This window comes from Chryseobacterium sp. Y16C (assembly GCF_022488405.1).
GTDB classification, from domain to species: Bacteria; Bacteroidota; Bacteroidia; order Flavobacteriales; family Weeksellaceae; genus Chryseobacterium; species Chryseobacterium geocarposphaerae.
This window is the reverse complement of sequence record NZ_CP092711.1, coordinates 686,407-713,296: the sequence shown is the minus strand read 5'-3', so window position 1 is coordinate 713,296 and position 26,890 is coordinate 686,407. Positions and strand designations below refer to the sequence as shown.

Here is a 26,890-nt window from a genome sequence, read left to right as displayed (position 1 = left end):
GTTTTTTATAATTGAAAAGTCAGCTTATTTTTGCTTCATTTTTCCGTTTTTAAATCTTTCACTTGCAGTCTGGTAATAAGAAATTGTTTCCGTAACCAAATTGTTGTTCTTAGATTTTACCTCAGATAAAGACTGGTCTGCTCCGGTGACATTGAACTGTTTTACTTTTCTTTTGTCATCGATTTGGGTGAAAACATTGTTTTTTAATAATCCTAACGTTCTGTAATTTCCTAAGAAAGCTCTTTCTTCTCCGGGTTTTGTCTGGTTAATATCTTTTCCATACAGACTTGTGTTGTAATTCCAGTTTAAATATCCGAATAATGTAGGCATAAGATCGATTTGAGAAGTCAGACGATCTATTTTTTCCGGTGTGTGATTAAGGTTGTAAATAATTGCTGGAATATGATGTTTAGCAATATTAATTTCCCATTTCCCGGCGCTGCTCGCACAATGGTCAGCAACAATTAAAAATACCGTATTCTTAAACCATGGCTTTGTTTTGGCAGTAGCAATAAACTGTCCTAAAGCATAATCTGTATATTTTACAGCAGCGTCTCTGTCGCCTTGCGGAAGATCGATTTTACCATTAGGAAAAGTATAGGGTTTATGATTAGAGGTTGTCATAACAAACTGGAAAAAAGGCTTGTTTTCCTGACTGCTTTTGTCAGCATATCTGATAGACTGCTTATAAAGATCTTCATCACAGATTCCCCACGCATTTTCAAAATTAACTTCTTTATCTTCGATAGCATATCTTTTGGTTTTAATTTCATCAGACAGTGGATTTCCTCTGTCTCTGTCTACAATATCAAAGCCCTGTCCTCCGAAGAAATTGTTCATATTGTCGAAATAACCGTCTCCTCCGTAAATGAAATAAGGATGATATTTTTTGGATTGCAGCACCGTAGAGATTGAAAATAAATTCTGATTGTTAGGTCTTCTTACAATACTGTTTCCCGGAGTCGGGGGAACACAAAGCGTTAATGCTTCCATCCCTCTTACCGTTCTGGTTCCTGTTGAATATAAATTGGTGAAAAATATACTTTCATTGGCCATTTTATCGTAATTCGGCGTAAGATTATTTTTATTTCCAAAAGCAGTTAAAAAATCTGCACTGAAGCTTTCAATAGCAATCAGGATGATATTGGGATTCTGTTCATTTTCCCCTTTCGTAAGTCTTGAAATATCATCATATTGAGCAGAAGTATACGTCTGATTATTTTGTAAAAGGTTTTGTTTTAATGTTTTATAAGCTTCCTGATCAGAGACTTTAGGGTAAAAAGTCAGATAATCCAGTTCGTTTGATTTGAAAGCCGTTACAAAAGAAAATGCACCATTTTTTCCCAGTTCATTAACAATAAGGTTGTTGCTGAATTCTGCCTGTTTGTTTTTCAAAACAACTGCTAAAAGAATGGTTACTACTGTAAGTGGCAGGTAATATTTTAATCTTGAGGAAAATGGTTTTTTATCTGCAAAAGTATTTCTGAAAACTTTTAGTTTTTTAAATATAACGAAGGTAAGAACGATTAAAAGGATCAAAACTCCGGCAATAAGTGGTAAAGGATACGACTGGTTGATATTTTCTACTACTTCATACGTATAGATAAGGTAATCTACCGCAATAAAATTAAATCTTGCTCCAAATTCGTCCCAAAACGGAATCTCTGCCAAAAGGCTGAAGTAAATGATGATAAAAATAAGCGTAAAATAGAAATAGCTGAAAATTTTATCAAAAACGGAACCGATAAATCTTTTGGGAAGAATAAAAAGGTAGGTCGCATATAAAAGCAGAAACAGGGATCCTATTGTAAAATCGAACAGAAATCCAGTGAGGAAAGCTCTTAAAACAGAGAATATGCTGAAATCTACATCATGTATCGAAACAATAAGAAAGCCTGTTCTTATTAAAAACGATAATGAAATGTATAAGGCTAAAATACTGAACAAAGCAGAAAATCTGCCTTTGAAAATCTTTTGGTTTAGAGTTGAAATACTTTTTGAGGACATAGTTTTAAAAAAACGTAAATTAACTATTAAATTTTGAATAAAATTTGAATTTGTTGAAATTTTATTGTAAAAATCTGTAATTATTATTTAGTTTTAATATATTTTACATTGTTTATTTCTTTATCAGGTGAGTTGTGTTCTATATTTGTAAACAAAAATATATGAAACTGTCATTATCCGCTCTTTTAATATTAAGCTCCACCTTATTCTTCTCGCAGAAAAATTTACCTGTGATAAAGTCTGATACAGAAAAGGTAACAATCATTGAAAGCAATGAAATAAAAACAAGCTGGTTCCTGAATTCTAAAGTAAAACCGGACACTTATACTACAGGAAAAAATGTAAAATTTAAAACTGTAAAATTAAAAACCGACATAGACTCTATTGAAGTTAAACTTAAACCTACCGAAAAATTTGATTTTATAGTACTGTATAAAGGTAAAGACTCTTGCCTTACCAGATTTGAAAGTCCCGAGATCAGAAATTTTTCTAAAATGAAGCCTGCCAGAAAAGATACGATTCCTTTTATTCTTACAGAACAGAATAATATAAAAATTAAGGGTAAGCTTAATAAAAAATATGATGTTGATCTGATGTTTGATACAGGAGCATCCGGTTTTTATCTCATAAAGGATGCAATAAAAAGATATCTGAACCCTAACGGGCTGCAATTAACAATGAAAGACATCAGTGATAATGACTTTAAAATAGGAAATCTGGAATGGCAACATGAGCAGGTCTATCCTATTGAAACTACAGGACATGGCTGTGAAGGAATGTTTGGCTGGGATGCTTTTGACGGTAAAGTTGTAGAGATTGATTATGATAAGAATATGATCATTGTTCATTCTACACGTCCTAAAATAAGCAGAGATTATGAAAAGTTTGAAATGGAGCTTATGAAGGAACATTTCTGTATCAATGCCGAAATGGAGGTCAATAATAAAAAATTCAAAAGCAGATTCTTATTTGATTCCGGTTTTCAAAAAACACTGATGCTGGATAATGCTTTGATAAAGAAAAGTGGTTATCCTAAAGCTGAATTACCGGTCATTGCAAAAACGGTGATGTACAATTCCAATAAAGACGAAATCCCTGTGGAAACGGTGCTTAATGAAAAACTGATTTTTGGAAAGTATGTTTTGAAAAATGTACCTGCTCAAATCAATTCTTACAGTCAGCCAGCCGGTTTTAGCACTCATTTTTTAGGTGGTGAAGTTCTTAAGCGTTTCAATACGATCATTGATTTCCAGGAAAATGTGGTGTATCTGAAGCCAAATCACTTATTCAATGAAGCATATAATATTCCTAAGAATGAAAAATCTTAAAACGTATAATGACTGAATGTATTAAAAATAGAAAACGGACAAAGAAATTTGCCCGTTTTTTATTGATCAAAGATCAAGCTGTCTTTGAAACTCTTCGATATATTTCGCTAAATGAAGTCCGTCTGCCAATCCGTGATGTGCTTCTATGGAAACAGGCATGAATTTTCTTCCGTTTCTGACACTGAATTTTCCAAATGCAATCTTTGGGATACATTCTTTCGGGTCAAAGTTTGTAGGATGTAATAACGCACTGAAAGAATTCCAGGGAATTGTTGTATGCCTGATATGATTAATCGGCAAAACATCATTGCTAATCCCTAAACCTGTTGAGTTGTGAACGGATTGTATCTGTTCCTGCAAATTGGCATTAAAAGTTTCAAAATCCGGAGAATAATGGAAAAATGAAAATCCAAATGTTCCGTCCGGTCTTCCAATTGTTCCGCCTACATGGACTTCATCAAATAAAATGACTTTTCCATCAACAATTCTCAATTTTAATTCATCTACGGTATTAATCGCCACCATCGATTTATAAAGGTAAACAGCATAAAAAGAATATCCCTTTTCTTTGGCATCATCATAAGCTTTTGTACAGTCAACCTCTGTTGTAAATCCGAAAAACGGACTTTTCATCCCTGAGAAAAATTCAAAATGTTCTTTTCTGTTCCAACTTTCAAAATCTATTACCTTCATTGATTTATTTTCTTGCAAATTTCCGGAAGTTTTACGAATTTTAAAAATTATGGAAAAAAGAAATAATATATACCATCTTGAGCTTAAAGAATTATCATTAAAAGATGGATCGGAAGGAAATAAAACATTAGAATTCAATTTCGAAAATCATGACGATCTGTTTCATATTTTTGAAGTCATAAAGTCGAAGAAAGTATTTGAAGACGAAAATACATCCCATGAATTTGCTTTAGGTTTAAAGCTTTTTACAGAAGTGATGCTCAAAAGCAAAAAGCATCCTTTATTTGCAGAATTCAGACCTGCCATGGTGGAATTTATGAAGAAACTGAAAAGTATTTAATGTAATTTTATAGCTTAAATCTTAAATAAGAACGGAATATGGATACTGAGAAAATAGGCTTTATAGGATTGGGAAATATGGGACATCCGATGGCGAAAAATCTGGAAAAGGCAGGTTTTCCGCTTTATGTTTTTAACCGGACCATAGAAAAAACGGAAGATTTTAATGAAAAATCTATCGTTTGCAATACTGTTTCCGATGTGGTGAAGAACAGTGATGTTATTTTCACTATGCTTACCAATGATGAGGCAGTGAAAGCTGTTTATGAAGAAATTTTAACCCAGAATGTTACAGGAAAACTTTTTGTGGATATGAGTACCATTTCTCCGGAAGCAACAAGCGGAATATCCAGCGCTGTAAAAATAAAAGAAGCAGGATTTATTGATGCTCCTGTTGCCGGAAGTACAAAACCTGCTGCTGAAGGAACATTAATAATTATGGTAGGTGGTGAAGAAAAAGATCTTCAACGTGCCAAACCTTATCTTGAGAAATTAGGAAAAACGATCAAACATCTGGGAGAGAACGGAAAAGGAATTGCTGCAAAACTTTCCGTTAACTATTTTATTTCTACCATTTATCAGGGATTGGCAGAAACAATTCTGTTTTCAGATAAATTGGGGATTGAAAGAAAAGATATGCTCGAAATCATCAATGAAAGTGCAAGCGGAAGCGGTGCTACAAAGGTAAAGACTCCTTTGCTGATTGAGGATAGTTATCCCGCTGCTTTTGCGTTGGATTTAATGCTGAAAGATATTTTACTGGCAAAAAATGCAGGTGCGGATTTTCCTCTCTCTAAAACGTTGATTGAAACCTATCAGGCTGCACACGACGCTGGTTGGGGAAAAGATGATGTGATAGGGATTATCCAGTTTTTAAGTAAAAATAGCCAAGTAAAAAGTTAAAAGTATTTTTAATCACCCAAGTCAGTTTAGAAGTGAAAAATAAAAATACTATGGTTGAGATAATGATTAATAGTTTATAAACTAAATTAAAGGGTTGTTTTTACGCAACTCTTTTTTCTTACTTAAAATATTTGTTCCTTTGTAAAAAAGACTGACTGGTATTTTATGAAAAAATCGGAAGCTACACGCCTTAATATTCTCCAGAAAGCATTTGAACTGATCTATGTCAATGGCTACCAAACAACCAGTGTGGATGAGATTATTGCTACAACGCAGGTAACCAAAGGAGCTTTCTATTATCACTTTAAAACAAAGGATGAAATGGGACTGGCCATTATCAACGAGCTTATGATTCCCGGCTTCAAAAATACATTTATTGAACCTTTTCAAAGTGTTGTAAATCCATTGGATGCAATTTATAACTTAATGTACAGTTTATTAATTGAGAATGAAAATTTAAAGGTCGAATATGGCTGTCCTGCTTCCAATTTTACACAGGAAATGGCTCCTTGGAATATCGAATTTACAAAAGCACTAAATCTTCTTTCTCAGCAATGGGAAAGCACTATGATTGAATCTATTGAAAAAGGAAAACAAAACGGTATTCTAAAAGCTTATGTGAATGCAAAAGAAGTGGCTGTTTTTGTCTTATCGGGATATTGGGGAGTAAGAAATCTGGGGAAACTGGAAAATTCAAAAGGAGTTTATCTTGTTTATTTAAAGGGACTTAAGTCTTATTTTGATACTTTGAAATAATTTTTTCATTAAAAACATACTAATTGGTATGTTTTTATTATACCTTTGTTCTGTTCATAAAAATTGATGATGTATCAGACACTCACCTTTCTACATTCCACTTTCAGATGGCTGGTTCTATTGAGCTTATTGTACTCGGTTTTCAGAGCTTACAAAGGATATTTTTCTCAAAAAGTATTTTCTAAGACCGATAATAGTGTAAGACATTGGACCGCAACTATTGCTCATATTCAACTGGTCCTGGGAATCATATTATATTCTCAAAGTCCGATCATTAAATACTTTTGGAAAAATTTTGACGAAGCAAAAGAATCTTTTGATCTTTTATTTTTTGGATTAATTCATATCTTCCTGATGCTTCTTTCCATTATTTTAATTACCGTAGGATCTGCAATTTCGAAAAGAAAAGAAGCTGATAAAGAGAAGTTTAAAACGATGCTGATTTATTTTCTTATTGCTTTACTCATCATTTTTATAGCCATTCCGTGGCCGTTCTCTCCTCTTGCTAACAGACCTTATTTCAGATAATTATGATTGATTTATTGAAAACCAAAATCGGACGTTTAAGGATTATTGCAATTCTTGAAGGAATTTCTTTATTAACCCTAGTATTTATAGCGGTTCCCATGAAGTACGGGTTTGATAATCCTGCCTTTGTGAAAATGATGGGGCCTATTCACGGTTCTCTGTTTCTATTGTTTTTATTCAATACTTTAAGTGTTGGAGTTGAGCAAAACTGGAAGTTTAAAGAAACGACCTGGAAAGTGCTTTTAGCGTGCATCATTCCGTTCGGAACATTTTATATTGACAGAAAAATATTAAGCAGATTATGAAAAATACGTTGATTTTCTGTGGAATCGCTTTACTGATCTATATTGTGTATCGAGTGTACAAATACCAGACACTGGATGATGGTTTGGATCAATTAATTAAAAAAGGAGCCATTATTCTGGATGTAAGAACTGAAAAAGAATACGAAACCGGTCATATTGAAGGATCAAAAAATATTTCCTTAGGAACGATCCGAGAAAGATATACTGAACTTGATCCCAATAAAATGTATATCACAGTTTGTTCACATGGTTTGAGAAGTGTAAAAGTGGAAACTATTTTAAAGGAAAAAGGCTTTAAACACGTGTATAACGGCGGAGCCTGGAGTGATCTTCAGAAAAGTCTTAATTTAAAAGTTTCAGAAAATAAATAAGCCGTGAGAACATTCTACACGGCTTATTTTAATAAAAATCTAACTAAGTATTTTTTATAGTAAAATTGCTAATGCAAGTCAAGAATAGATTTAAAGCAAGTTTAAATTAACAAGCTAAGCGAATTGATAATTCACAATCGATTACTTAAGATATTTCTGTTTTAAAACGGCAATTTCTCTCGGTCCCATCCCCATTTCTACCTGGAAGAAATTTTCTACGCTTCCGTATTTCTTATTGATGACTGTAAAAAAGTTTCTGATCAATTCCGGTCTTAACTCCATCTGCTGCTTGATTTCTGCCTCCGTCAATCCCGACATTTTTGAAAGCCCTGAATACATTCCTCTCATCGTTGGATTTTTTGCCAGATAATAATTGGAAGCTACATAATCACTTTCAATAATATCTTGAGAAACTCCTAAAATATATAAGAATAATGCTGATGCCATTCCGGTTCTGTCACGACCTCCCGTACAATGGAAAAGCAGGGCTTCATCGGGTTTTAAAGTCAATAGCTGCACAAATAAAGCTCTGTATCTTTCTCCAAAATAAGGGAGTCCTCCTTCTCCATACATATTAAACAGGAAATTCTTGTCTTTTAAAAACTTTGCCATATCCTGTGCTGTAGGAAGATTATTGCTTCCCGCGGGGCAAATAAGATAATTGGTATTCTGAGGAAGCCTGTCCGGAGCTTTTTTAGCCTCTTCTATTCCTCTGAAATCTACTACGGTTACGATCTTTTTATCTTTAAAAGTTTTCAGATCCTTATCCGATAATTTATCGATAGCATCACTTCTGAATACTCTTCCCAATGTTACTTCTTTTCCGTCCGAGGTTTTATATCCTCCTGTATCTCTGAAATTGTATGCTCCTTCCATCTTTACGACTCTGCGAAGACTGTCTTTAATTTGTGCATTTGATGCTGTTCCTAAAGCTGTAATAGCCATTGTAACGATTAATTTTCTCATATGATTTTAAAATATTTGCCAACGAATTCCCAATTGTCCTCTGCTTCCGTACCATTCATTGGAAGTGATTCTCTTTTTATTATCCCCCATATAAAGCCTTAAGCTTTCATCACTTAGATTATTTAACTCAATAAATAATTTAACTTTTTTGCTGATGTCATAGCTTGCTGAAAAATCTATGGTGAAGTTTTTATCTGACCAGATATAATATTGAGGGCCAAGATCTTTATTAATAGTTTCTAAAGACTTTCCTCTGAAGTTTCCGGCAAGACGGATCATTACTTTGTTTCCTTCGTAGTAAAGAATAGTATTAAAAAGGTTCTTCGACTGATTAGGAAGCGATGTGCGGTCTGTTGTGATCAATGCTCCTTTGGCATCATTCCTTGAAACATCTACTTTAGAATCGATATAGGTATAGTTAAACTCTAGCCCGAAACCATTCCAAAAGCCGGGTAAAAAATCAAAACGTTTATTGATTCCCATTTCAAAACCAAGGAGATTGGAATCTTTAAGATTTTTAGCCTGGGTTACCATATAATCTGTTCCGCTAATATTCATAATGGATGTGTCCTGAAAAACGATGTCTGAGATCTTTTTATAAAAGACACCTCCTGAAAGAATACCAATATTGTCAAAATAATACTCTCCCATCAAATCAAAATTATGACTGAAAGTAGGTTTCAGATCGGGGTTACCTCTGGTGATTTTGTTCGGACTGGTTGTATTGTCAATACTTGAACCGGGTGACATATCTCCGAAATTGGGTCTTATGAATGATCTTGTATAAGCAAACCTGATGTTTGATTTGGGCGAAATAGTATATCGTAAATGAAGCATCGGAAGAAAAGCATTATAATTACTTTCTACAGTTGACGGGCTGATTACGGTGGAAGTCGCATTTTCTTTAGTTGCTTTTGAGCCGTATAAAGTAAGCCTTGTGGTTTCATTTCTAAACCCTCCGACAATCTTAAATTTATCACTGGCTTCAATTTCTGCCATCGCGTAAGCTGCAAAAACGTTTTCTTCCCCGTTGTAAACGCTTGTCGCATTGGCGTCTGCACTTGAAAAATCCCTGAAACCATATTGTTGTAAGAATGCAGGAGAATACATCTGGAAAAGCTGATCTTTAGTTGGTGCATTCATAATGTATGAGCTGTAATTTCCGTTCATTCCGTTCAGGAAGGCTGTTCCTTTTGGCGGTTCATCGGTTGATAACTGAGACAATGCCAACAGCGCCGGAGAATTTGGAACTCCCAATGCTGCATTGGGTATGTAAACAGCATTGTAACCATAGGTACTGTTTCTGTCCTTTTCACGGTATTTTGCCCCGATTTTTAACGTAATATTTGAATTAACATCATATTTTAAGTTCAGTCTTGCTATTTTGTCTCTTTCATTGTTGTCAAGTTTCGCAATAACCAGTTGAGAAAGCAATAATTTATCTGCACTCATCACTTCATTCAGATTGGCAGTATCTGAGCTATAGTCCAAATATTCTCCACCAACTCCATTCGGTGAATCAAAGCTCCAGTAACGTTTTCCGTCATTCGCCAGATTGGCAAAACCTCCGGTGATCTTCTGTCTAAAAGTAGCAATTGGAAGCCCTTTAATATCATTGGTTGGAGGCGTATCAAGGAAATATTTAGCCTGATAATCACTTAACATCCAATCTAAGTTTAGTTTTTTAGAAACTGAGTGCTCTCCTCCTAATTCCATTCCGTATAATTCGGTTTGATAATGAGAATATCTGAAATTATACTGATAACGGCTGTTGTTATAGTCTACATAAGATTCATAAACCGGACGGATATCGTCAAATTTATTAAACATTCCGCGGAAATAGATTTTATTATTCGCATTCAATTTATATTCTAAACCTCCATTCAAACCAATCGTTCTTCTTGTTCCCATGTATCGTTTCATCATAATGGTACTGATAGAATTTTTTTGAACAATGTTGGAAGAGGCTGTATTATAAGTCACATCAAATGAATCGGCTCCCCATTGTCTGTCCCAGATAGCCCCTGAAAGGATAACTCCCAGTTTATTTTTGAAAAAACGATCGCCATAAACAATGGATCCGTTATAAGTGGCATTCTGTGAAAAAGTATTGTAGCCTCCTGCTCCACTTACGTTAAGAGTTTTCTTTGCCGGTGCTGTTCTTGTAATAAAGTTAATGCTTCCGCCAATAGCATCGCCATCCATGTCAGGAGTCACTGCTTTTGAAACCTGTACAAACTGAATCAGTTCAGAAGGAATAACATCCAAAACAAAAGATCTGTTTCCTAAAACATTCGCACTGGGAAGCCTGTTTCCGTTGAATAGTGCTGAAGTCCATGCAAAAGGAGTTCCTCTTACTGTAGCCTGATCTGCTTCACCGTGATATCTTGCAACCGCAACTCCCTGAACTCTTTGTACGGCTTCAGCGGCATTTCTGTCCGGAAGCTTTCCGATGGCATCGGCTGCAATGACTTCCATGATCGCGTTATTGTTTTTCTTGATCTCGTATGCTTTCGCCTGAGTTAAAGCATTCGGTCTTGAAATAACCACCTGCTGAATATCGCTTACCTTTTCTTTGTTCTTTTTCTCTTCAGGAGCAATCGTAATGTAGCCAATATCGTTTGTTCCTTCTTTTATGATAATAGGAAAAATTTTTGTTTCATATCCGATATATTCAACTTTCAGATTTATTTCTCCTAATCTTGGAGAAAGAAGGTTAAAATCTCCGTCTAATGATGAAATTGCTTTTGCATCCGCACCTACAATTGAAATGTTTGCTCCCGGAAGTGCTCCGTTTGTTTTCCCTACTATGGTTCCTTTGATTGACTGTGCATGAATGGTTCCCAAAGAAGCCATCAGGAAAAATGCAGATATCTGAATGATTCTTGACTTTTGTTTTGAAAAACCAATTGAATTGTTCATAGATTTTTTTTGATACAAATTTGGGACGCTCATCACTTGTTTTCGTCCGAGGGAAAAAATCAGTTCCTGTAAAGTGTCACTCGTTGGAAGAGTACTTTTATCTTTTTGATTTACAGGGTTTTAATTTTGTTTAACTGTTTGTTGTTTATTTATGAACTCAATATTAAATTGTAAATAGAATTTTTAATAGATAGATAACAGACTTAGGAATGATGAAATCATGATTTTGTATTTATTTTGTGAAAACCTAAGGAAGAATGCAATATATAGTTATTATTGGGGCTTTTCAGGCAGTTGTGGCACTTTGGCTTTTACAGTTCAGAGAGAGAAAATCAGTATCGAATTATCTGTTTATTTTTCTGCTTTCGGCGATTGCTGTTCATTTGACGATTAAGTTTGTCATCTTTAATTTTATCCTTGATGAAAGTATCAGACAGCAGATGAATACGTTCATAGGAGTTTGTTACGGTCCTTTGATCTATTTATATGCTCTGAGTAAAACGAAAAAGGAGTTTTCCGTTGCGACTAAGTGGTTTATTTTCATTCCGCTTTTTGTACTCATGATCGCTTATTTTACCATTTCCTGTGTATTTGTTATTTTAAATCATGTAGATCAAAAGCTTCTTGATGTATACAATAATTTCAGCCTGTATTTAATATTTGCAATTAACCTGTATTATCCTTTAAAAAGTATTTTAATGGTCAGAAAAACTAAGATTGAAAAGGTTGAATATGATGTAATTGCCAGAATTTCCTATTGTATTCTTTTTATGGAATTGGGAGTCATATTTTCCAAAACAATGCTTTATATCTATCCTGAAGGAGCTCAAATAATCAATCTGTCAATACGGGCTACCGCATATTTTTTGTTATTGGTGATCTGTCTTTTAATTGTAAGAAAGAGTTTAAAGACCGAGAATGTTGCTATTCCGCAAACTGATTCAAATGAGGCAGAACAACTGTTTGTCAATCAAATGTTTAATACTGATAATGTAATATTAAATACGGTTGATTACGAAATAAAATTCAGTGAGCTTTGGCAAAAGATGGATCAGTCTGTAAGGCAAAAACAACTGTACAGGGATTGTGATCTGAATCTCGATCAATTGGCACTGAAAACCGAAATTAACAAATACCAGATCAGCGAAATGCTGAACGCTTATAAGCATAAACCATTCTACCGCTACATCAATGAGTATCGTATTGAATATTTCAAAAATATTGTTGATAAGGCTATTGAGAAAGGTGAAAATATTAATTTTTTATCCTTTGCTTATGAAGCCGGTTTTAAATCTAAATCGTCCTTTAACCGATATTTTAAAGAAATAATTGGAAAAACACCATCAGAATATTACAAAAGTCTTGTGAGTGAAAATAAACAGCATTCCGGTTTTGAAATCAGTGCATAAAAAAATCATTCCCTAAAAAGAAAATGATTTTATATTTCGAATAAAGCATCATGCTTATTTGTTCGTTACAAAATTCTTTTTTGCCAGTTCTTTTCTTACACGGCTCAAGCTTTCAGGAGTAATACCCAAATAAGAAGCAATCATCCACTGTGGAACTCTTAACAGCAAATCCGGGTACATTTTAATAAAGCTCAGGTATCTTTCTTCTGCGGTTTCACCCAGTAAAGAATTGATTCTGTTTTGAAGGCTTCTTACATGCTTTTGAAGCAAAATATCATTCTTGGAAGCAATATTCGGAAATTGTTCTACCAGTTTTTTAAAGAAATCCGGCTGTAATAAAAGCACTTCGGAATCTTCTACCGCTTCAATATAATACACTGATTTTTCATTGAAATAAAGACTGCTTCTGTCCGAAATCAGCCAACTTTCCGGTGCAAACTGTATGATATGTTCTTTTCCGTTTTTATCAATAGAATACATCTTAAGCAGGCCTTTTTCTACAAAGAAGTTATATCTGCAGACTTCTCCGTATCGCAAAAGGAAATCGTTTTTAGCTACTTTTTTTACTTCATAATGAAGGCTGCATGCGCTTACATTTTCTACGGGAACTTCGAGAATGTTTGCTAAATAAGTATTAATATTTTTCATTATGATAACTGATTTATAGATATATTTTGATGCGAAGCGTTGTTAATTACTTTTCCGTTCTCTACGACAAGTAATTGTGGACTTTCATGTCTTACTCCAAGATCTTCCGCAATCTTATTGGAAAGAGGTCTGTAGGCCAGTAAATCTAAAAAATAAAGTTCTGCTATATCATCTGTATTTTCAAGACTTTCTATCTCTTTTTCAAAATTCCTTAAAACTGTTTTGCTGATAAAACAACTTGTTGAATGTTTAAATATGGCAACTTTATAGGCATAAGAATTGTCAATGGCAATTTTCAGATCATCCTCGGATTCTATTGGTTTCCAAAATGATTTTTGCTCTTTCGCTTCCTCTTTTCCTCCGAATATTTTATCAAAAAAACTCATACATTAAATTGTTTAAGATGATGGTCGAGGTGTTTATATTCCAAAAAACCCCAGTCCTTTTCCTTCATGTTTCCAAAAAGAATATGTTCTTTGGGTAAACTCTGTTTTTCAAAGGAATCCCAGTAAAAATCCAATGTTTTTAAAAGATTGTTTCGGGCTTCCTCAAAACTACATTCAAAATTAACAATTAGTTTTTGAAAAGTAGGCATATTATGAGGAATTCCGTTATTAAAAATATGCATTTCTTTTTTTGTGATAATTCCTATCATCCTGAAAATATAATTGATCTTTTGAAGTTCAATTTTCTGAAGAGGAATTTGCAATACTAAATCGCAGTGATACAGCATTTGAGCAGCATTCATCTTACCCCATTTTTTTTCAGAATCAGCTGACAGATTGCTGATTCTTGACTTAATCTCATCAAAAAAAACTTTGTTATGAAGCGTTTTTTTTACCAACCTTTTTCGATCTTCAGATTTTCGATATGAGCAAAATGGTGATTACAATGCCATGCGTATAAAGCAGTACAGTTTTTTAGAGTATAATTGATATTTTGTTCCGGATGATGAAATGTTCTGTTAAATTGTTCTTCGGACAAACTTTTTAATAAAACAGACCATCTTTGGTGAGTTCCTTTAATCATCCTTAAAGCCGGTTTTATAGGCATCGTTGCACTATCTGCCAATTCAGCCCATTTTGCTTCTTCATAAGGTTTTATGGTAGGATTATCTTCTGTTAATGCCAGTTTAAATCTTGTAAAGCTGTTGATATGGCTGTCTGCAATATGATTAATAAGTTGTCGGACTGTCCATCCTCCTTCTCTGTAAGGAGTATCTAATTGCTCATCTGACCAGTTTTCTACCAGTTTTTTTAATCTTTTAGGAAAATCGCTGATAATATCTATAGCATCGGATAATTCTTCTCGGCTAATGTTTTCAGGCTGAAGAAACTCACCTATTGGAAATTTTTTTAAATTTAAATCATTCATAAATACTCTGTTGATTAAAAAAATGTCTCTTAAATACGATAATTTAGGACAATTTAGTTTCTGTAAATTTATCAAAAATCCAAGAATTTCACCTATGAAAAAAGCTTCAATTCTATAAAAAACTGAAGCTTTTTTATTTAATCTGAAAGACTAATAACCATGTAGATTAATGTCCTCTGTTCTTTGCAAGGTCACTTTTTTCCCCATTTTTTTCTGGATCACACGAAAATGCTGTAATTCTGCATCTGTAAGTATATTAATTGCTGTTCCTTTTTCATTGGCACGTCCTGTTCTACCGATACGGTGAACGTAGTCTAAAGGTGAACGTGGCAGTTCATAATTGATAACATAAGGTAAAGAATCAATATGGATTCCACGGCCGATTAAATCTGTAGCAACCAGAATCTGAGCTCCTTTTCCTTTAAATTCTTCTAGATTATTTCTACGGGCACCCTGAGATTTCTGACTGTGAATGGCAACCGCTTTTATTTTATTCTTTTTCAGCTTTTCTACCAAGTTATCTGCAGACCTTGTAGAGGAAACAAAAATTAAAGCTTTTTCAATGTTTCTTTCTTTAATTAAATACCGTAAAAAAGGACCTTTATTTTCCGGGGCAACGTGATAAGCCAGCTGCTCGATATTATCCAATTCAACTTCCTGCTTTTTGATTTCAATAATCGTAGGGTTGATGGACAATCGCTCCTTCATTTCAGAAATCTTATCATTTAATGTTGCGGAAAACAACGTTACTTGCTTTGCTACAGGCATCATGGCAAAAAGCTTATTCATTTCTTCACCAAAACCCAGTTGAAACATCTTATCAGCTTCATCAATAACTAAATGCTGGATTCTGGAAATACTTAATGCATTGTGCTCAATAAGATCCAATAAACGACCTGGTGTGGCAATAAGAACTTCTACTCCAAATGCACCCTTCATTTGCGGATTGATGGAAACACCTCCATAAACAGCCATGGTACGGACTTCACGCTTTAAGTTTTCTGTAAAAGCTCTGAAAACTTCATCAATCTGAATCGCCAGTTCTCTTGTTGGAACCAATATTAAAACCTGAACATTTCTGTCTTTTTTAACTTCGGTATTTTGTAGTTTTTCTAAGATCGGCATCACAAAACAAGCCGTTTTTCCGGAACCCGTCTGTGCAATTCCCATCAGATCTTTACCTTGCAAAATAACCGGAACGGCTTGCTCCTGAATAGGGAACGGCTTTAAATATCCTAATTTTTTAACAGAACGGATAATATTGGATGATAATCCCAGAGATTCAAATGACATAAAAACGTATTTCGTGCAAAGATACGCTATTGAAGTGGGATATGTTAAAAGCGGAATAATGATTGTCTTCGTAGCTAAATGCCGATTTGGCCGAAAATTCAGATTTGGACAAATTTTTGAAGATTAGTTTTTGTAAATTTATCAAAAATTCGAGAATTCTAAATATGAAAAAAGCATTAATAATAGTCGATGTACAGAATGATTTTTGTGAAGGTGGTGCGTTGGCTGTTCCGGGAGCAAATGAAATAATTCCTTATATCAATCTTCTGATGGAAGAAAATGAGTACGATCAGATTGTACTGACACAGGACTGGCATCCTGCCAATCACAAAAGTTTTGCCAGCAATAATGGCAGAAAAGTGGGTGAAAGTATTATTCTCAATGGTATTCCTCAGTTTATGTGGCCGGATCATTGTGTACAGGGCACTTTTGGAGCGGAATTCCATAAAGATTTAAACAGAGATAAAGTAACTCATATCGTTCAGAAAGGTAAAAACACTGAAATTGACAGCTACAGCGGTTTTCAGGATAATAATCACTTCATGAAAACTGGTTTGGATGACTTCTTGAAATACCATGAAATTCAATTGTTAGAAATCGTAGGATTAGCGATGGATTACTGTGTGAAGTTTACCTGTTTGGATGCTGTAGCTAACGGATATGTTACCTGCTTACATTTTAACGGAACTAAGGCCGTTAATGTAAAACCTGAAAACGGAAGAGATGCTATTTATGAAATGATCCAAAAAGGTGTGACTGTTTTGGGATAATTATAATAATACCCAATGTCATTCAGAACGGAGCAATAATGTAGTGAAGATCTTAATTATAGATTCTTCCTTCGTCAGAATGACAAAAAAAGACGTTGAGAAAATCTTCAACGTCTTTTTGTATTTTTAAACTTAAAATTTTAAAGCATTTTAAGATTATTTACTTCCTGTTCTGTAAGGATTCTCCAGTGTCCTCTTTTGATATTTTTCTTCGTTAATCCGGCAAACATTACTCTGTCAAGAGCTTCCACTTCATAACCCAATCGTTGGAAAATTCTTCTGATCACACGATTCCAACCTATGTGGATTTCAATACCCACTTCATTTTTAGGCTTCCCTTCAATGAAAGAGATCTGATCTACAACCGCTACTCCTTCATCCAGACGAATTCCTTCTGCAATTAACTTCATATCTTCATGGGTGAGTTTCTTGTCTAACGTTACATGATAGATTTTTTTAGCATCAAATGAAGGGTGAGTTAATTTCTTCGTCATGTGTCCGTCATTTGTCAACAAAATAACACCTGTAGTTGATCTATCCAATCTTCCCACAGGAAAAACACGATATGGAGAAGCATTGGCTACTAAATCCATTACTGTTTTTCTGGCTTTGTCATCTTTTGTAGTAGAAATGTATCCTTTCGGTTTGTTTAAAAGAACATAAACCGGTTTTTCCGGAGTAATATTTTGTCCGTCAAAAACTACCTTATCTGTTTTCTGAACCTGATAGCCCATTTCAGTAACCACTTTTCCGTTTACTTCTACTAAACCTTGAGTAATCAGTTCATCAGCTTCTCTTCTGCTGCAGATTCCTGAATTTGCAATGTATTTGTTCAGACGAATAGTGTCTTTGTGGATATCTTTTTCAATTTTGTTCAGTCTTCTTTTTTGTACGAAAGATTTTGCACCATCCTGGTTTCTGTCATCACCACTTCCCGGTCTTCTACCATATTTTAAGCTGCCTCTTTCATACTTATCTCTCGTATCAAAGGTATTAGGTCTGCTTCCGCCTCTTTTTGGAGCTGATTTTCCGAACGATTTTTTTCCTTCACTCGAATTGGTAATGAAATCTTTTTGTTCAGTTTTTCCAAATTTCTTATCCATTCTATCTTGGTAACTTGTGCCACCACTCCTTTTGGAATCAGAATTTCTTTCTCCTGCTTTTGGAAAAGGTTTCTTAGAAGGTCTTGATCCTGAAGAGTTTCCAGATCTAGAAGCACGAGAATCATCAGAATTTTTTCTTGTTGAAATTCTTGGTCTTTTTGGTCTTTCTGAATTATTATTATCTCTGCTCATTCTAAATATTTGTGCAAAGATAGTTAATTTAGTTACGAGTTAAAAATTAAGAATCATAACTTTGCAATATAGATTTATAATTAACCCTATAGAAAATCTGAAAATGATAACAATATTAAATGATAATTTTTCTCAATTAAACGAATTCTTACACGAAAAATCGTTTAGTAAAATTTTTATTCTGGTCGATGAAAATACCCATGAATATTGTCTTCCTGTTCTTTTAGGAAATATGGAGACAGACTTAGGGTTTGAAATTCTTGAGATAGAAGCAGGAGAAGAGATGAAAAATATCCAGACGGCCAATCAGCTGTGGGAAATTCTGACAGAAATGCAGGCCGACAGAAAAGCATTGGTTATCAATTTGGGAGGGGGTGTGATTACGGATATGGGAGGTTTCGTAGCTTCTACCTATAAAAGAGGAATTCAGTTTATCAATATTCCTACAACTCTTCTGTCAATGTGTGATGCATCTATAGGAGGAAAAACCGGTATAGATCTAATGCATTTTAAAAATATGGTAGGAACCTTCACTTTCCCTGAACAGATTTTTATCTATCCTAAATTTTTAGAAACCCTTCCTTTCAAAGAATTGAGAAGTGGTTTTGCCGAAATGCTGAAACACGGATTGATTGCAGACCAAGCGCATTGGGAAAACCTTGTTCATATCAATAAGCTGGATACAGAAAGTGTGACTCCTTATATTGAGACTTCAATGAATATTAAGCAGAATGTTGTTGATCAGGATTTTCATGAAAAAAATATTCGAAAGACCTTAAATTTTGGACATACGATCGGACACGCGATTGAAAGTTTATGTCTTAGCCAAGGGAATCCTATTCTTCATGGGGAAGCCGTTGCAGCCGGAATGATCTGTGAAGCACATCTCTCCTATCTCGAAGGGTTGTTATCAGGAGAAGATGCTAAAGTCATTATTGAAAGCATTCAGAAATATTATCCGTACTTAGATATCAGTGATTTTAAAGATGAAGATATTTTTGCCCTCTTATTAAATGATAAGAAAAATGTAGACAGTAAAATTAATTTCTCTTTACTTTCCGGAATTGGAACCTGTATTTTTGATCATCAATCCAGCCAGAAAAATATAATAGAATCCTTGAATTTTTATAGAAATTTGAACAATGCTTAGATATTTTCTTTAGATTTTTAAGGCATTTTTAATGAAAAATATAATTTAGAAATGTTCTAAAGATTGTTGTGGTATTGACCTTATTTTTCTGAATATCAGTTTGATATACATTTTAACCGTCAAGCAATTTGACGGTTTTTTTATTGGATTTTTTCAGTTTTCATTTTTGGCAAGCAATTTGAAAGATACTCTGCGTCTGATGAAAACTCAGACGGTAGTAAAATTTAAAATTAGAATAGTAGTATTAAAAAATTAAAATTATGAAAAAGTTAATTTTAGGATTAGCAGTAACGGCAAGTTCATTGGCGTTTGCACAGCAGACCTCATCTTCATCTGGTTCATCTAGCCCGGTTCAATTTGGTATTAAAGCGGGAATGAACGTTGCTTCATTATCTAAAGATCAGGGATTGGATGATCAGAAATCTAAAATTGGTTTTAACGCAGGTGTTTTTGCTAATATTCCGGTTGCTAGTTCATTCAGCATTCAGCCAGAGGTTTTGTATAGTGATTTAGGGGCTAAAGTAACTACAAAAGATGTTATTTTAGGAAATACTTATACCACTGAATCTTCAAGAAACTTAGGATACATTACAGTACCTTTAATGTTCCAGTATAAGTTTGTTCCTAACTTCTATTTAGAAGCAGGTCCTGAGTTTGGTTTCTTAGTGAGCGCGAAGGATAAATTCAAAAGTTCTACCAACGGAAACTCTAACGGTTCTCAAACTGCAGAATTGAATAAGGATGATTTCAACACATTCAATTTTGGAGTAGGTATCGGAGCAGGATATTATTTTACGGACAATATTGGTCTTACTGCGAGATATGTTGCCGGAGCGACAGATATCTATAAGAATAACAATGGAGATGCTGTAAGAAACAATGTGTTCCAAGTGGGATTAGCATTTAAATTCTAATTCAAGTAATCTAAAACAAATTTTAATTCAATAAAAAATGTCAGGCTTAATTTAAGTCTGACATTTTTCATATGATGATCTACCTGAAAACAATATTGATTTTATTTTAGAATAGGAAATGTCACATTTATTATTAATAATAAATTAAATTAATAAAATTTGGCAGGATATTTGTATAATGAAGTTGGAAAATGATATAAATCATTAATTAAAAAAATAATAATTATGAAAAAAACAATTTTGGGAATTGCAATCGCAATCAGTTCTTTAACGTTTGCTCAAGAAAAAGCAAAATCTTCAGCTTCACCGGTATCATTTGGTGTAAAAGCAGGTCTTAACATTTCAACTATTTCTGGGGGAGACTCTAAAGCTAAAGCAGGGTTTTATGGAGGTGCATTTGCGAATATTCCTGTTGCATCAAGTTTTAGTGTTCAGCCAGAAGTTTTATACAACGGAGTAGGTGCAAAAGCAGATGGAATGGAAGATTTAAAAGTAAATTTAAGCTACATTTCCGTTCCTGTAATGTTTCAGTATAATGCTCTTCCGAACTTGTATTTAGAGGCAGGACCACAATTCAGTTTTTTAGTAGACTCTAAATTCAAATATCAGTCCGTATCTGTAAAAGGTAACGATTATATCAAAGGTTTTGATTTCGGAATCGGTATTGGTGCAGGATATTATATTACAGATAATTTTGGAGTAACAGCAAGATATGTTGCTGGTATAACAGATATTGCTAAAGAAACCGGAGGAGTTCAGGCAGAAGGAAAAAATAATGTATTCCAAATAGGATTAGCCTACAAATTCAACTAAACAGTTTTGATTTCAATAGAGAAAGGTCAGGTTTCGTAATGGAAACCTGACCTTTCATTTTTATTTTGAATTATTTTAGTTAAATAATTCTGTCTCCTCTCCTTTTCCTACAGGATATTCTTCTGTAAAACATCCGAAGCAGTGATTGGCAGAACCTAAAATGTTCTTTAAATTATCTATGCTTAAGAACTCTAAAGAATCTACTCCTAAATAATTTCTAAGCTCTTCGGTAGTCATGTTAGCAGAAATCAAATCGTCTTTTGACGGGGTATCAATTCCTAAATAACAAGGTGCAATGATTGGCGGAGAAACACTTCTGAAGTGAATTTCTTTTACACCAGCATCTTTAAGGATTTTAACCAATCTTTTAGAAGTCGTTCCACGAACGATAGAATCATCAATAATAACTACTCTTTTATCTTTGATTTCTGAAATGATCGGATTTAATTTGAGGTTCACTACTCTTTCTCTCATTTCCTGAGTCGGTACGATGAAGCTTCTTCCGATATATCTGTTCTTAATCAGCACCGGGCGGAAAGGAATTCCGGAAGCTTTGGCAAAACCAATGGCAGCAGGAACTCCTGAATCAGGAACTCCGATTACCAAATCAGCTTCCACAGGAGCCTGTTCCCAGATCTTTTCTCCGGATTTTTCTCTGATTTCGTAAACATTAATATTTTCTAGAGCCGAGTCAGGTCTTGCAAAATAAATGTACTCGAAAGAACAGATTCTTTGCTTAGCTTTCTCCTCATCTACCATAATTGAATGAAGTTTTCCAGGCTCATTTTCATTAGTATAAATGATTTCTCCCGGTAAAATATCACGAACATACTGAGCTCCGACAGCATCTAAAGCCACAGATTCTGAGGCAACAACATAAGAATTTTCGTTGATGGCTCCTAAAACCAAAGGTCTGATTCCGTTGAAATCTCTGAATGCGAAGAATTTATTTCTTGTCATTCCCACCACAGAATAGGCACCTTCAATTTTCTCCATGGTTGCTTTGATGGCTCCACGAAGTCCTAGGTCAAGATTCTTTTGGATTAATCTTAAAATAACCTCAGAATCCGAAGTTGCTCTGAAAACAACACCTTCAGCTTCCAACTGAGTTTTCAGTTCTTTTGCATTGGTAAGGTTACCGTTATGCGCAATGGAAAGGATAATCTGGTCATATTCGTTTTTCGCGAAAAATGGCTGGAAATTATACTTCTTTTTATCTCCCGCAGTCGTATAACGAGTGTGTCCGATTGCAGAATTTCCCATAAAAGTTTCAGGATCAGGGATCTCTTTATAAACGTCCAAAACCAATCCTTCATCTTTCATGTTAGTGATTTTTCCGTCTTTTAAGACAGAAATACCACAAGCTTCCTGGCCTCTGTGCTGTAATGCAAAAAGCCCGAACTGTGAAAGAGAAAACGTATCCAGATCATTGTCAGAATACATTCCGAAGATACCGCACTCCTCATTCGGAGCATCCAGTCTTTCTTCTTCCTGCGTTCTGAAAAGATTTCTTCCATACGTTTGAGTTTCAAACTGTTTTAAATATTCACTTTTATGAACGTCTAAACTTTTCATTTCTATTTTTTCTAATCTAGATTTTATTTTGATAGATCTTTAACTTGGATGCAAATTTTAATATTATGTTAAATTGAATTGCATCTTATGTAAATCTAAAATCTTATTTGTTAAGAACAGTTTTCAATCTGTTATAGATCTCAACATAAGCTTCTGTAACTTCACCAAGATCTCTTCTGAATCTGTCTTTATCTAACTTCTTCATCGTATCTTTATCCCAAAGTCTACAAGTATCAGGAGAAATTTCGTCTGCCAAGATAATCTCACCGTCAGAAGTTTTACCCAATTCAATTTTGAAATCAACCAAGATGATATTCATTTTATCGAAAAGATCGATCAGGATCTCGTTGATGTCTGAAGTCAATTCATACATTTCATCAAGCTCTTCATATGTTGCAGCACCTAAGAATACAGCGTGGTGATCGTTGATCAACGGATCTCCCAATTCGTCTTTTTTGTAGCAGATATCGAAGATGGTAACCGGAGATTTAATTCCTTCTTCCACTCCTAATCTTTGAGCCATGCTTCCTGCAGAATAGTTTCTTACCACCATTTCTAAAGGAATGATAGATACTTTTCTTACCAATTGTTCTCTTTCGTTCAATTGTTTAATGAAATGAGTCTTAATCCCTTTCTCATTTAAATATTCAAAAATCAAAGTTGTGATGGCATTGTTCATTTCGCCTTTCAAATCAACAGAACCTCTTTTTTGAGCATTGAATGCTGTAGCATCGTCTTTGAAACGTACGATTACTTGATCAGGATTATCGGTAGCAAATACTTGTTTTGCCTTCCCTTCGTACAACATTTCTTTCTTTTCCATTTCTTACTAGATTTATTTTATTGTTTAATTAAAATTCCTGTTAAAACAGCCATTCCAAAGCTCAGTAATGTACCAATCAATACATATTCTGTCAGTTTTCTTTGTTTGGCCTGTGCCAGGTCGCTGAATCTGAAAACAGATTTTGCAGCCACCATAAAACCTACGCCTTCCCAGTGATTCACCATGATAAAAGTGAAAACGAGTAAACGTTCTAAAATCCCGATATATTTTCCTGCGCTGGATAAAGATTCGGTTTGTATATTGCCTGCTGTCTCCGGAACGGGGGTCCAGGAAGACAGTAATATTTTAATAAAAATTGAAGCAGGTGTTGTTAAAAACAAGGCTGCCATCAGTATTTTTAAGAAGTCCTGATCTTTTAAAAATTCAAAATTGAATTCATTATAATAAAAAGAAACTCCTGCAATCACTGCAATATGTAGGGCCTGATCAATGAAAAACCAGTTTTTTTTATTTTTAATGGTTTGAAAACTGAGTTTTGCAGCATCAATAATAAAATGTGAAATTCCTACCAAAACAGCTACCCACCAAAGTTTTACATCCCAAAGAAAAATAAAACTTAAAGCGGTGTGAATCAGAACATGAAGGTACAAATATTTACTGTTTAGTTTTTTATTTTCCTTCTCTGCAACCCAAGAATTTGGCTGAAGAATAAAATCTCCAAGTAAATGTGCCAATATGAGTTGAATAAAAATCATCTTACAGTTCTGAAATTTTCTTTCTAAAATATTGATTAGTCTCTACAATAAGCTCGTAGTTTGCACGTTTCAGTCGCTGGCTAACCGAGGACTGTGATATATTAAACCTTTTTGCCAGGTCTTCTTGTGTAATATCTTGGTTCATAATCATTTCGTGAATGATTTCTGAGGTTGCCATGGTCCAGTTGTCAAAATCCTTAGACGACCATTTGAGAAGTATATTTAAATCCTTATTTACAGAATCATTAGAGGTTTTAATGGCAACGGTATGACCATCATTTTTCAGATCATTGAGCAATCTCCCGGAATGTACGTAGGCAGTTCCATTGGATTCGGTAATCTTTTCAGACGAAAAATTTTCTTCCCCGATTCCGATGGCTATTCTTACATCTAAATTTTCCTGACTTTTTATAAGTGATTTTATGGCTAAGAAACGCCAGAAAACGTCATCAATATTACATTTGAACTGAAACTCATCTCCTCTGTATATTTCCCATGTGTGAGGAGCGCTTCCCCAATTTTCGAGAAGATTTTTAAGCTTGGTGATCCAAACCTCTGTTTCCGCGTGTTGTGAATTTATAATATCTCCGGTAATGACCGCTATCATTTTGCAAATATAAGCATAATTACTTATAAATAAAAAATATAAGCGGAAACACTTATAGATATTGATTATTAGTGAATCTGCTTATATCAATAATCTGATTTTTTGATTTATATAAGCCTGAAATACTTAAAATAGCGCTTTACTTTTCACTTCATCCTCTACCTTTACATCTACATTTACTTTATTAGGAGCAAAGTTCTTCATAAACTCAGAAGGGGTTTTCTCCGTATACTTTTTAAACATTCTGTTAAAATAGGTCACATTATTAAAGCCGCAGCTGTAACTGCATTCTGAAATGCTTTTATCCTGTGCCATCAATAGGCAGGCTTTGTTGATGCGATACCGGTTTACAAATTCTGTAAAGGTGATCTGAGTTGCTTTTTTGAAAAAATTGCAGAATGCTGGTAATGTGAGATTGGCCAGCTTTGCTACATCTTCAATATTAATTTCTTTATCATAATTGTGCTCAACGTAAGTAAAAATATTTTCAAGCCGCGTTTTGTTTTTTGAAATAATCGTATAAGGCATGATTTCCCTGTTTAAAAGCTCATAGTTTTCACATTTTGAAAGTTCAAACAAAATTTCCAATAACAGTAAGTATCTTTTATAACCTTTCGAACTTAGTATTAATTTCAGTTTGGGAAGCATTGTTTTATGTACTTCATCATGAAAATGAATTCCATATTTAGACAGCTCTAGAAGGTTTTTAATAGACCTCGCCTCTACTTCCTGTTGTGGGAACTGTAAAATTTCTTCTTTGAACTGAAGGACAATTTCTTCGTGCGGATCAATGGAGTTTAAACCAAAACCTGAATGCGGAATATTGGAGCCGATTAATACCAAATCGCCATTTGTATAATTGCTTTTGTGATATCCGACATGTCGGGTTCCGCTCCCGGAAATTACACATACAAGCTCAATTTCGGGATGATAATGATATTCCCATTTAAATTCCGAAATGGGAGAATTGTTGTGAATCGTGCGAAAAGAACTCTTTTCATCGGGAATCACCCTTTCAAAAGTAACTTTCATTTAGTTAATCAAATTTTATCCCCTAAAATAATAATTATATTAATATAGTTCAAATATTGATTTATAATGTTAAATTAATGTGAAGTCAAATGCTTCTATCTTAGCCCACAAGAAATTATATGAATGAAAAATTTCAATATTAAGGCGGTTTTATTTTTAAACTATTTTGTTTTTGCAATTCTCCTGAATTCTGTAGGAACAGTGATTCTGCAGGTTCAGCAAAACTTCGGAATTTCAAAATCTCATGCCAGTGTTCTGGAAGGTTTTAAAGATCTGCCTATTGCGATCTGTTCATTCATATTAGCATCGTTTCTGCCTAAAATAGGAATTAAAAACTCTATGCTGATTGCTTTACTTTTAGTGAGTTGTATGTGTTTTGTAATGCCTTTCGCCAGTGATTTCTGGTTTTTTAAATTATTATTTACTATTGTCGGAGTTTCGTTCGCTTTAATTAAAATTTCAGTCTTCACCTCTATTGGACTGGTGACAAATACAGATAAGGAACATTCAAGCTTTATGGGTTATCTGGAAGGCTTTTTTATGATCGGCGTATTAATGGGAAATGTTTTATTCAGTTTGTTCATAGATGACCATAATCCAAGATCTACCCATTGGCTGAATGTTTATTGGGTATTAGGCGGAGTTTCAACATTGTCTTTTTTGTTTTTGTTCTTTACGAAACTGAATGAAAAGGAAGCTAAAAGCGAAAAGACGGATTTGCTGGGAGATCTAAGAAACAGTGCGAGTTTGTTTGGATACAGAAAAGTATTGTTCTTTTTATTGTGTGCTTTTCTTTTCGTTTTGGTTGAACAAAGTTTCCAGACCTGGACACCTACTTTTTACAAAGAAATTCTAAAAGTTCCGACCTCTATGAGCATTCAGGCGGGAGCGGTTTTGGCAGGAGCTTTTGCATTGGGAAGGTTTTTATCGGGCTTTTTTTCGAAAAAGTTTAGCTGGATCTACGTAGTTTCTTTTTGTGTTGTGGGTTTTGCGATCAGTATTTTATTGGTACTTCCATTGACTCATAATATTAATATCAATGCGGAAACAACTTGGTTAAATGCTCCTTTGGTTGTGTATCTATTTCCATTAATGGGCGGTTTATTAGCACCAATTTATCCAAGTATCAATTCGGTGATCTTAGCATCGATTCCAAAATATTTACATAGTGCAATGTCAGGTTTGATTGTAGTTTTTTCTGCAATCGGAGGAACAATCGGGTCAATTATTACCGGCTTTGTGTTTCAGGAATTCAGTGGACAACAGGCGTTTTATCTATCATTAATTCCTCTTTCACTGTTAATTATTTCGGCAATTTTCATGAATAAATTAAAAATAAATCCTAAAAAATAA

Annotated in this window: 28 protein-coding genes; 13 read left to right on the top strand and 15 right to left on the bottom strand. The window is 34.2% G+C overall.

What is annotated here, in order from left to right; all coding sequences use genetic code 11:
- Positions 1–24: 24 nt before the first annotated feature.
- Complete coding sequence (locus MKS83_RS03060) at positions 25–2,007, bottom strand: LTA synthase family protein (protein WP_240581910.1); 1,983 nt, start codon at positions 2,005–2,007, stop codon at positions 25–27.
- 161 nt (positions 2,008–2,168) lie between these two features.
- On the opposite strand from MKS83_RS03060, the gene MKS83_RS03055 reads away from it, so the two are divergent.
- Entirely contained in the window at positions 2,169–3,335 is a 1,167-nt protein-coding gene (locus MKS83_RS03055; protein WP_240581909.1) for a hypothetical protein, read from the top strand.
- A gap of 66 nt (positions 3,336–3,401) precedes the next feature.
- Here MKS83_RS03055 and MKS83_RS03050 read toward each other — a convergent pair whose 3' ends face one another.
- Positions 3,402–4,028, bottom strand: a complete 627-nt coding sequence (locus tag MKS83_RS03050) for a chloramphenicol acetyltransferase (protein WP_240581908.1) — start codon at positions 4,026–4,028, stop codon at positions 3,402–3,404.
- 49 nt (positions 4,029–4,077) lie between these two features.
- Between MKS83_RS03050 and MKS83_RS03045 the strand changes: the two genes are divergently transcribed.
- The 6 genes from MKS83_RS03045 (at position 4,078) to MKS83_RS03020 (ending at position 7,230) form a co-directional block, all read left to right on the top strand.
- Entirely contained in the window at positions 4,078–4,368 is a 291-nt protein-coding gene (locus tag MKS83_RS03045; protein ID WP_240581907.1) for a DUF3861 domain-containing protein, read from the top strand.
- A 38-nt stretch (positions 4,369–4,406) separates the two neighbouring features.
- Positions 4,407–5,270: an NAD(P)-dependent oxidoreductase gene (locus MKS83_RS03040; RefSeq protein WP_240581906.1), complete on the top strand. Its 864-nt coding sequence runs from the start codon at positions 4,407–4,409 to the stop codon at positions 5,268–5,270.
- A gap of 165 nt (positions 5,271–5,435) precedes the next feature.
- On the top strand, positions 5,436–6,026 hold the full coding sequence (locus MKS83_RS03035; protein ID WP_240581905.1) for a TetR/AcrR family transcriptional regulator: 591 nt from the start codon (positions 5,436–5,438) through the stop codon (positions 6,024–6,026).
- Between the two features lie 66 nt (positions 6,027–6,092).
- Complete coding sequence (locus MKS83_RS03030) at positions 6,093–6,554, top strand: hypothetical protein (protein ID WP_240581904.1); 462 nt, start codon at positions 6,093–6,095, stop codon at positions 6,552–6,554.
- A gap of 2 nt (positions 6,555–6,556) precedes the next feature.
- Entirely contained in the window at positions 6,557–6,859 is a 303-nt protein-coding gene (locus MKS83_RS03025) for a DUF3817 domain-containing protein (RefSeq protein WP_100375665.1), read from the top strand.
- Positions 6,856–7,230: a rhodanese-like domain-containing protein gene (locus MKS83_RS03020; RefSeq protein WP_240581903.1), complete on the top strand. Its 375-nt coding sequence runs from the start codon at positions 6,856–6,858 to the stop codon at positions 7,228–7,230. Before MKS83_RS03025 ends, MKS83_RS03020 begins: the two co-directional genes overlap by 4 nt.
- Positions 7,231–7,371: 141 nt before the next feature.
- Here the strand turns inward: MKS83_RS03020 and MKS83_RS03015 are convergent, their stop codons facing one another.
- Both MKS83_RS03015 and MKS83_RS03010 read right to left on the bottom strand, forming a co-directional pair.
- A complete protein-coding gene (locus MKS83_RS03015; protein ID WP_240581902.1) occupies positions 7,372–8,196 on the bottom strand; it encodes a tyrosine-protein phosphatase in 825 nt (274 codons plus the stop codon).
- 6 nt (positions 8,197–8,202) lie between these two features.
- Positions 8,203–11,118: a TonB-dependent receptor gene (locus tag MKS83_RS03010; RefSeq protein ID WP_240581901.1), complete on the bottom strand. Its 2,916-nt coding sequence runs from the start codon at positions 11,116–11,118 to the stop codon at positions 8,203–8,205.
- A 257-nt stretch (positions 11,119–11,375) separates the two neighbouring features.
- On the opposite strand from MKS83_RS03010, the gene MKS83_RS03005 reads away from it, so the two are divergent.
- Positions 11,376–12,527 (top strand): helix-turn-helix domain-containing protein, encoded by a 1,152-nt coding sequence (locus MKS83_RS03005; protein ID WP_240581900.1) that lies wholly within the window; start codon positions 11,376–11,378, stop codon positions 12,525–12,527.
- A 54-nt stretch (positions 12,528–12,581) separates the two neighbouring features.
- Here MKS83_RS03005 and MKS83_RS03000 read toward each other — a convergent pair whose 3' ends face one another.
- The 5 genes from MKS83_RS03000 to MKS83_RS02980 form a co-directional block, all read right to left on the bottom strand.
- Positions 12,582–13,175 carry a Crp/Fnr family transcriptional regulator gene (locus MKS83_RS03000; protein ID WP_240581899.1) on the bottom strand — a complete coding sequence of 198 codons (594 nt, stop codon included), beginning with the start codon at positions 13,173–13,175 and terminating at the stop codon, positions 12,582–12,584.
- Positions 13,175–13,561, bottom strand: a complete 387-nt coding sequence (gene ytxJ / locus MKS83_RS02995; RefSeq protein WP_100375659.1) for a bacillithiol system redox-active protein YtxJ — start codon at positions 13,559–13,561, stop codon at positions 13,175–13,177. Before ytxJ ends, MKS83_RS03000 begins: the two co-directional genes overlap by 1 nt.
- Positions 13,558–13,923 carry a hypothetical protein gene (locus tag MKS83_RS02990; RefSeq protein ID WP_240581898.1) on the bottom strand — a complete coding sequence of 122 codons (366 nt, stop codon included), beginning with the start codon at positions 13,921–13,923 and terminating at the stop codon, positions 13,558–13,560. Before MKS83_RS02990 ends, ytxJ begins: the two co-directional genes overlap by 4 nt.
- An 89-nt stretch (positions 13,924–14,012) precedes the next feature.
- Positions 14,013–14,549 (bottom strand): YfiT family bacillithiol transferase, encoded by a 537-nt coding sequence (locus MKS83_RS02985; protein ID WP_240581897.1) that lies wholly within the window; start codon positions 14,547–14,549, stop codon positions 14,013–14,015.
- A 150-nt stretch (positions 14,550–14,699) separates the two neighbouring features.
- Positions 14,700–15,842, bottom strand: coding sequence for a DEAD/DEAH box helicase (locus tag MKS83_RS02980; RefSeq protein ID WP_240581896.1), 1,143 nt, complete (start codon positions 15,840–15,842; stop codon positions 14,700–14,702).
- Positions 15,843–16,006: 164 nt separating this feature from the next.
- Between MKS83_RS02980 and pncA the strand changes: the two genes are divergently transcribed.
- On the top strand, positions 16,007–16,612 hold the full coding sequence (gene pncA, locus MKS83_RS02975; RefSeq protein WP_100375656.1) for a bifunctional nicotinamidase/pyrazinamidase: 606 nt from the start codon (positions 16,007–16,009) through the stop codon (positions 16,610–16,612).
- Between the two features lie 140 nt (positions 16,613–16,752).
- Here the strand turns inward: pncA and MKS83_RS02970 are convergent, their stop codons facing one another.
- The gene (locus MKS83_RS02970; RefSeq protein WP_100376985.1) at positions 16,753–17,715 is read right to left on the bottom strand and encodes a pseudouridine synthase; all 963 of its coding nucleotides are present in this window, start codon (positions 17,713–17,715) and stop codon (positions 16,753–16,755) included.
- Positions 17,716–18,010: 295 nt separating this feature from the next.
- On the opposite strand from MKS83_RS02970, the gene aroB reads away from it, so the two are divergent.
- The 3 genes from aroB to MKS83_RS02955 all read left to right on the top strand — a co-directional run bounded on the left by aroB (position 18,011) and on the right by MKS83_RS02955 (position 20,784).
- A complete protein-coding gene (aroB, locus tag MKS83_RS02965; RefSeq protein WP_100375655.1) occupies positions 18,011–19,057 on the top strand; it encodes a 3-dehydroquinate synthase in 1,047 nt (348 codons plus the stop codon).
- A 260-nt stretch (positions 19,058–19,317) separates the two neighbouring features.
- Entirely contained in the window at positions 19,318–19,971 is a 654-nt protein-coding gene (locus tag MKS83_RS02960; protein ID WP_240581895.1) for a porin family protein, read from the top strand.
- A gap of 225 nt (positions 19,972–20,196) precedes the next feature.
- On the top strand, positions 20,197–20,784 hold the full coding sequence (locus MKS83_RS02955; RefSeq protein ID WP_240581894.1) for a porin family protein: 588 nt from the start codon (positions 20,197–20,199) through the stop codon (positions 20,782–20,784).
- 75 nt (positions 20,785–20,859) lie between these two features.
- On the opposite strand, the gene purF is transcribed toward MKS83_RS02955, so the two are convergent.
- The 5 genes from purF to MKS83_RS02930 all read right to left on the bottom strand — a co-directional run bounded on the left by purF (position 20,860) and on the right by MKS83_RS02930 (position 25,537).
- Complete coding sequence (gene purF, locus MKS83_RS02950) at positions 20,860–22,359, bottom strand: amidophosphoribosyltransferase (protein ID WP_240581893.1); 1,500 nt, start codon at positions 22,357–22,359, stop codon at positions 20,860–20,862.
- A gap of 103 nt (positions 22,360–22,462) precedes the next feature.
- The gene (purC, locus tag MKS83_RS02945; RefSeq protein WP_100375651.1) at positions 22,463–23,182 is read right to left on the bottom strand and encodes a phosphoribosylaminoimidazolesuccinocarboxamide synthase; all 720 of its coding nucleotides are present in this window, start codon (positions 23,180–23,182) and stop codon (positions 22,463–22,465) included.
- A gap of 17 nt (positions 23,183–23,199) precedes the next feature.
- Positions 23,200–23,898 carry a DUF3307 domain-containing protein gene (locus tag MKS83_RS02940; protein ID WP_240581892.1) on the bottom strand — a complete coding sequence of 233 codons (699 nt, stop codon included), beginning with the start codon at positions 23,896–23,898 and terminating at the stop codon, positions 23,200–23,202.
- A gap of 1 nt (position 23,899) precedes the next feature.
- Positions 23,900–24,505 (bottom strand): SatD family protein, encoded by a 606-nt coding sequence (locus MKS83_RS02935; protein WP_100375649.1) that lies wholly within the window; start codon positions 24,503–24,505, stop codon positions 23,900–23,902.
- A 126-nt stretch (positions 24,506–24,631) separates the two neighbouring features.
- Complete coding sequence (locus tag MKS83_RS02930; protein ID WP_240581891.1) at positions 24,632–25,537, bottom strand: AraC family transcriptional regulator; 906 nt, start codon at positions 25,535–25,537, stop codon at positions 24,632–24,634.
- A gap of 123 nt (positions 25,538–25,660) precedes the next feature.
- Here MKS83_RS02930 and MKS83_RS02925 point away from each other — a divergent pair, with 123 nt between their 5' ends.
- The gene (locus tag MKS83_RS02925) at positions 25,661–26,890 is read left to right on the top strand and encodes an MFS transporter (RefSeq protein WP_240581890.1); all 1,230 of its coding nucleotides are present in this window, start codon (positions 25,661–25,663) and stop codon (positions 26,888–26,890) included.

Coding starts and splice junctions, on each gene's coding strand:
- MKS83_RS03050 (WP_240581908.1), bottom strand. CDS start 4,028: ATGAAGGTAATAGATTTTGAAAGTTGGAACAGAAAAGAACATTTTGAA.
- MKS83_RS03020 (WP_240581903.1), top strand. CDS start 6,856: ATGAAAAATACGTTGATTTTCTGTGGAATCGCTTTACTGATCTATATT.
- purC (WP_100375651.1), bottom strand. CDS start 23,182: ATGGAAAAGAAAGAAATGTTGTACGAAGGGAAGGCAAAACAAGTATTT.
- MKS83_RS02960 (WP_240581895.1), top strand. CDS start 19,318: ATGAAAAAGTTAATTTTAGGATTAGCAGTAACGGCAAGTTCATTGGCG.
- MKS83_RS02980 (WP_240581896.1), bottom strand. CDS start 15,842: ATGTCATTTGAATCTCTGGGATTATCATCCAATATTATCCGTTCTGTT.
- MKS83_RS02930 (WP_240581891.1), bottom strand. CDS start 25,537: ATGAAAGTTACTTTTGAAAGGGTGATTCCCGATGAAAAGAGTTCTTTT.
- MKS83_RS02940 (WP_240581892.1), bottom strand. CDS start 23,898: ATGATTTTTATTCAACTCATATTGGCACATTTACTTGGAGATTTTATT.
- pncA (WP_100375656.1), top strand. CDS start 16,007: ATGAAAAAAGCATTAATAATAGTCGATGTACAGAATGATTTTTGTGAA.
- MKS83_RS03025 (WP_100375665.1), top strand. CDS start 6,557: ATGATTGATTTATTGAAAACCAAAATCGGACGTTTAAGGATTATTGCA.
- MKS83_RS02925 (WP_240581890.1), top strand. CDS start 25,661: ATGAAAAATTTCAATATTAAGGCGGTTTTATTTTTAAACTATTTTGTT.
- MKS83_RS03000 (WP_240581899.1), bottom strand. CDS start 13,175: ATGAAAAATATTAATACTTATTTAGCAAACATTCTCGAAGTTCCCGTA.
- MKS83_RS02955 (WP_240581894.1), top strand. CDS start 20,197: ATGAAAAAAACAATTTTGGGAATTGCAATCGCAATCAGTTCTTTAACG.
- MKS83_RS03030 (WP_240581904.1), top strand. CDS start 6,093: ATGATGTATCAGACACTCACCTTTCTACATTCCACTTTCAGATGGCTG.
- MKS83_RS03060 (WP_240581910.1), bottom strand. CDS start 2,007: ATGTCCTCAAAAAGTATTTCAACTCTAAACCAAAAGATTTTCAAAGGC.
- MKS83_RS03035 (WP_240581905.1), top strand. CDS start 5,436: ATGAAAAAATCGGAAGCTACACGCCTTAATATTCTCCAGAAAGCATTT.
- MKS83_RS02970 (WP_100376985.1), bottom strand. CDS start 17,715: ATGGATAAGAAATTTGGAAAAACTGAACAAAAAGATTTCATTACCAAT.
- purF (WP_240581893.1), bottom strand. CDS start 22,359: ATGAAAAGTTTAGACGTTCATAAAAGTGAATATTTAAAACAGTTTGAA.
- MKS83_RS03010 (WP_240581901.1), bottom strand. CDS start 11,118: ATGAACAATTCAATTGGTTTTTCAAAACAAAAGTCAAGAATCATTCAG.
- MKS83_RS02935 (WP_100375649.1), bottom strand. CDS start 24,505: ATGATAGCGGTCATTACCGGAGATATTATAAATTCACAACACGCGGAA.
- ytxJ (WP_100375659.1), bottom strand. CDS start 13,561: ATGAGTTTTTTTGATAAAATATTCGGAGGAAAAGAGGAAGCGAAAGAG.
- aroB (WP_100375655.1), top strand. CDS start 18,011: ATGATAACAATATTAAATGATAATTTTTCTCAATTAAACGAATTCTTA.
- MKS83_RS03005 (WP_240581900.1), top strand. CDS start 11,376: ATGCAATATATAGTTATTATTGGGGCTTTTCAGGCAGTTGTGGCACTT.
- MKS83_RS03040 (WP_240581906.1), top strand. CDS start 4,407: ATGGATACTGAGAAAATAGGCTTTATAGGATTGGGAAATATGGGACAT.
- MKS83_RS03045 (WP_240581907.1), top strand. CDS start 4,078: ATGGAAAAAAGAAATAATATATACCATCTTGAGCTTAAAGAATTATCA.
- MKS83_RS03055 (WP_240581909.1), top strand. CDS start 2,169: ATGAAACTGTCATTATCCGCTCTTTTAATATTAAGCTCCACCTTATTC.
- MKS83_RS02985 (WP_240581897.1), bottom strand. CDS start 14,549: ATGAATGATTTAAATTTAAAAAAATTTCCAATAGGTGAGTTTCTTCAG.
- MKS83_RS02990 (WP_240581898.1), bottom strand. CDS start 13,923: ATGAATGCTGCTCAAATGCTGTATCACTGCGATTTAGTATTGCAAATT.
- MKS83_RS03015 (WP_240581902.1), bottom strand. CDS start 8,196: ATGAGAAAATTAATCGTTACAATGGCTATTACAGCTTTAGGAACAGCA.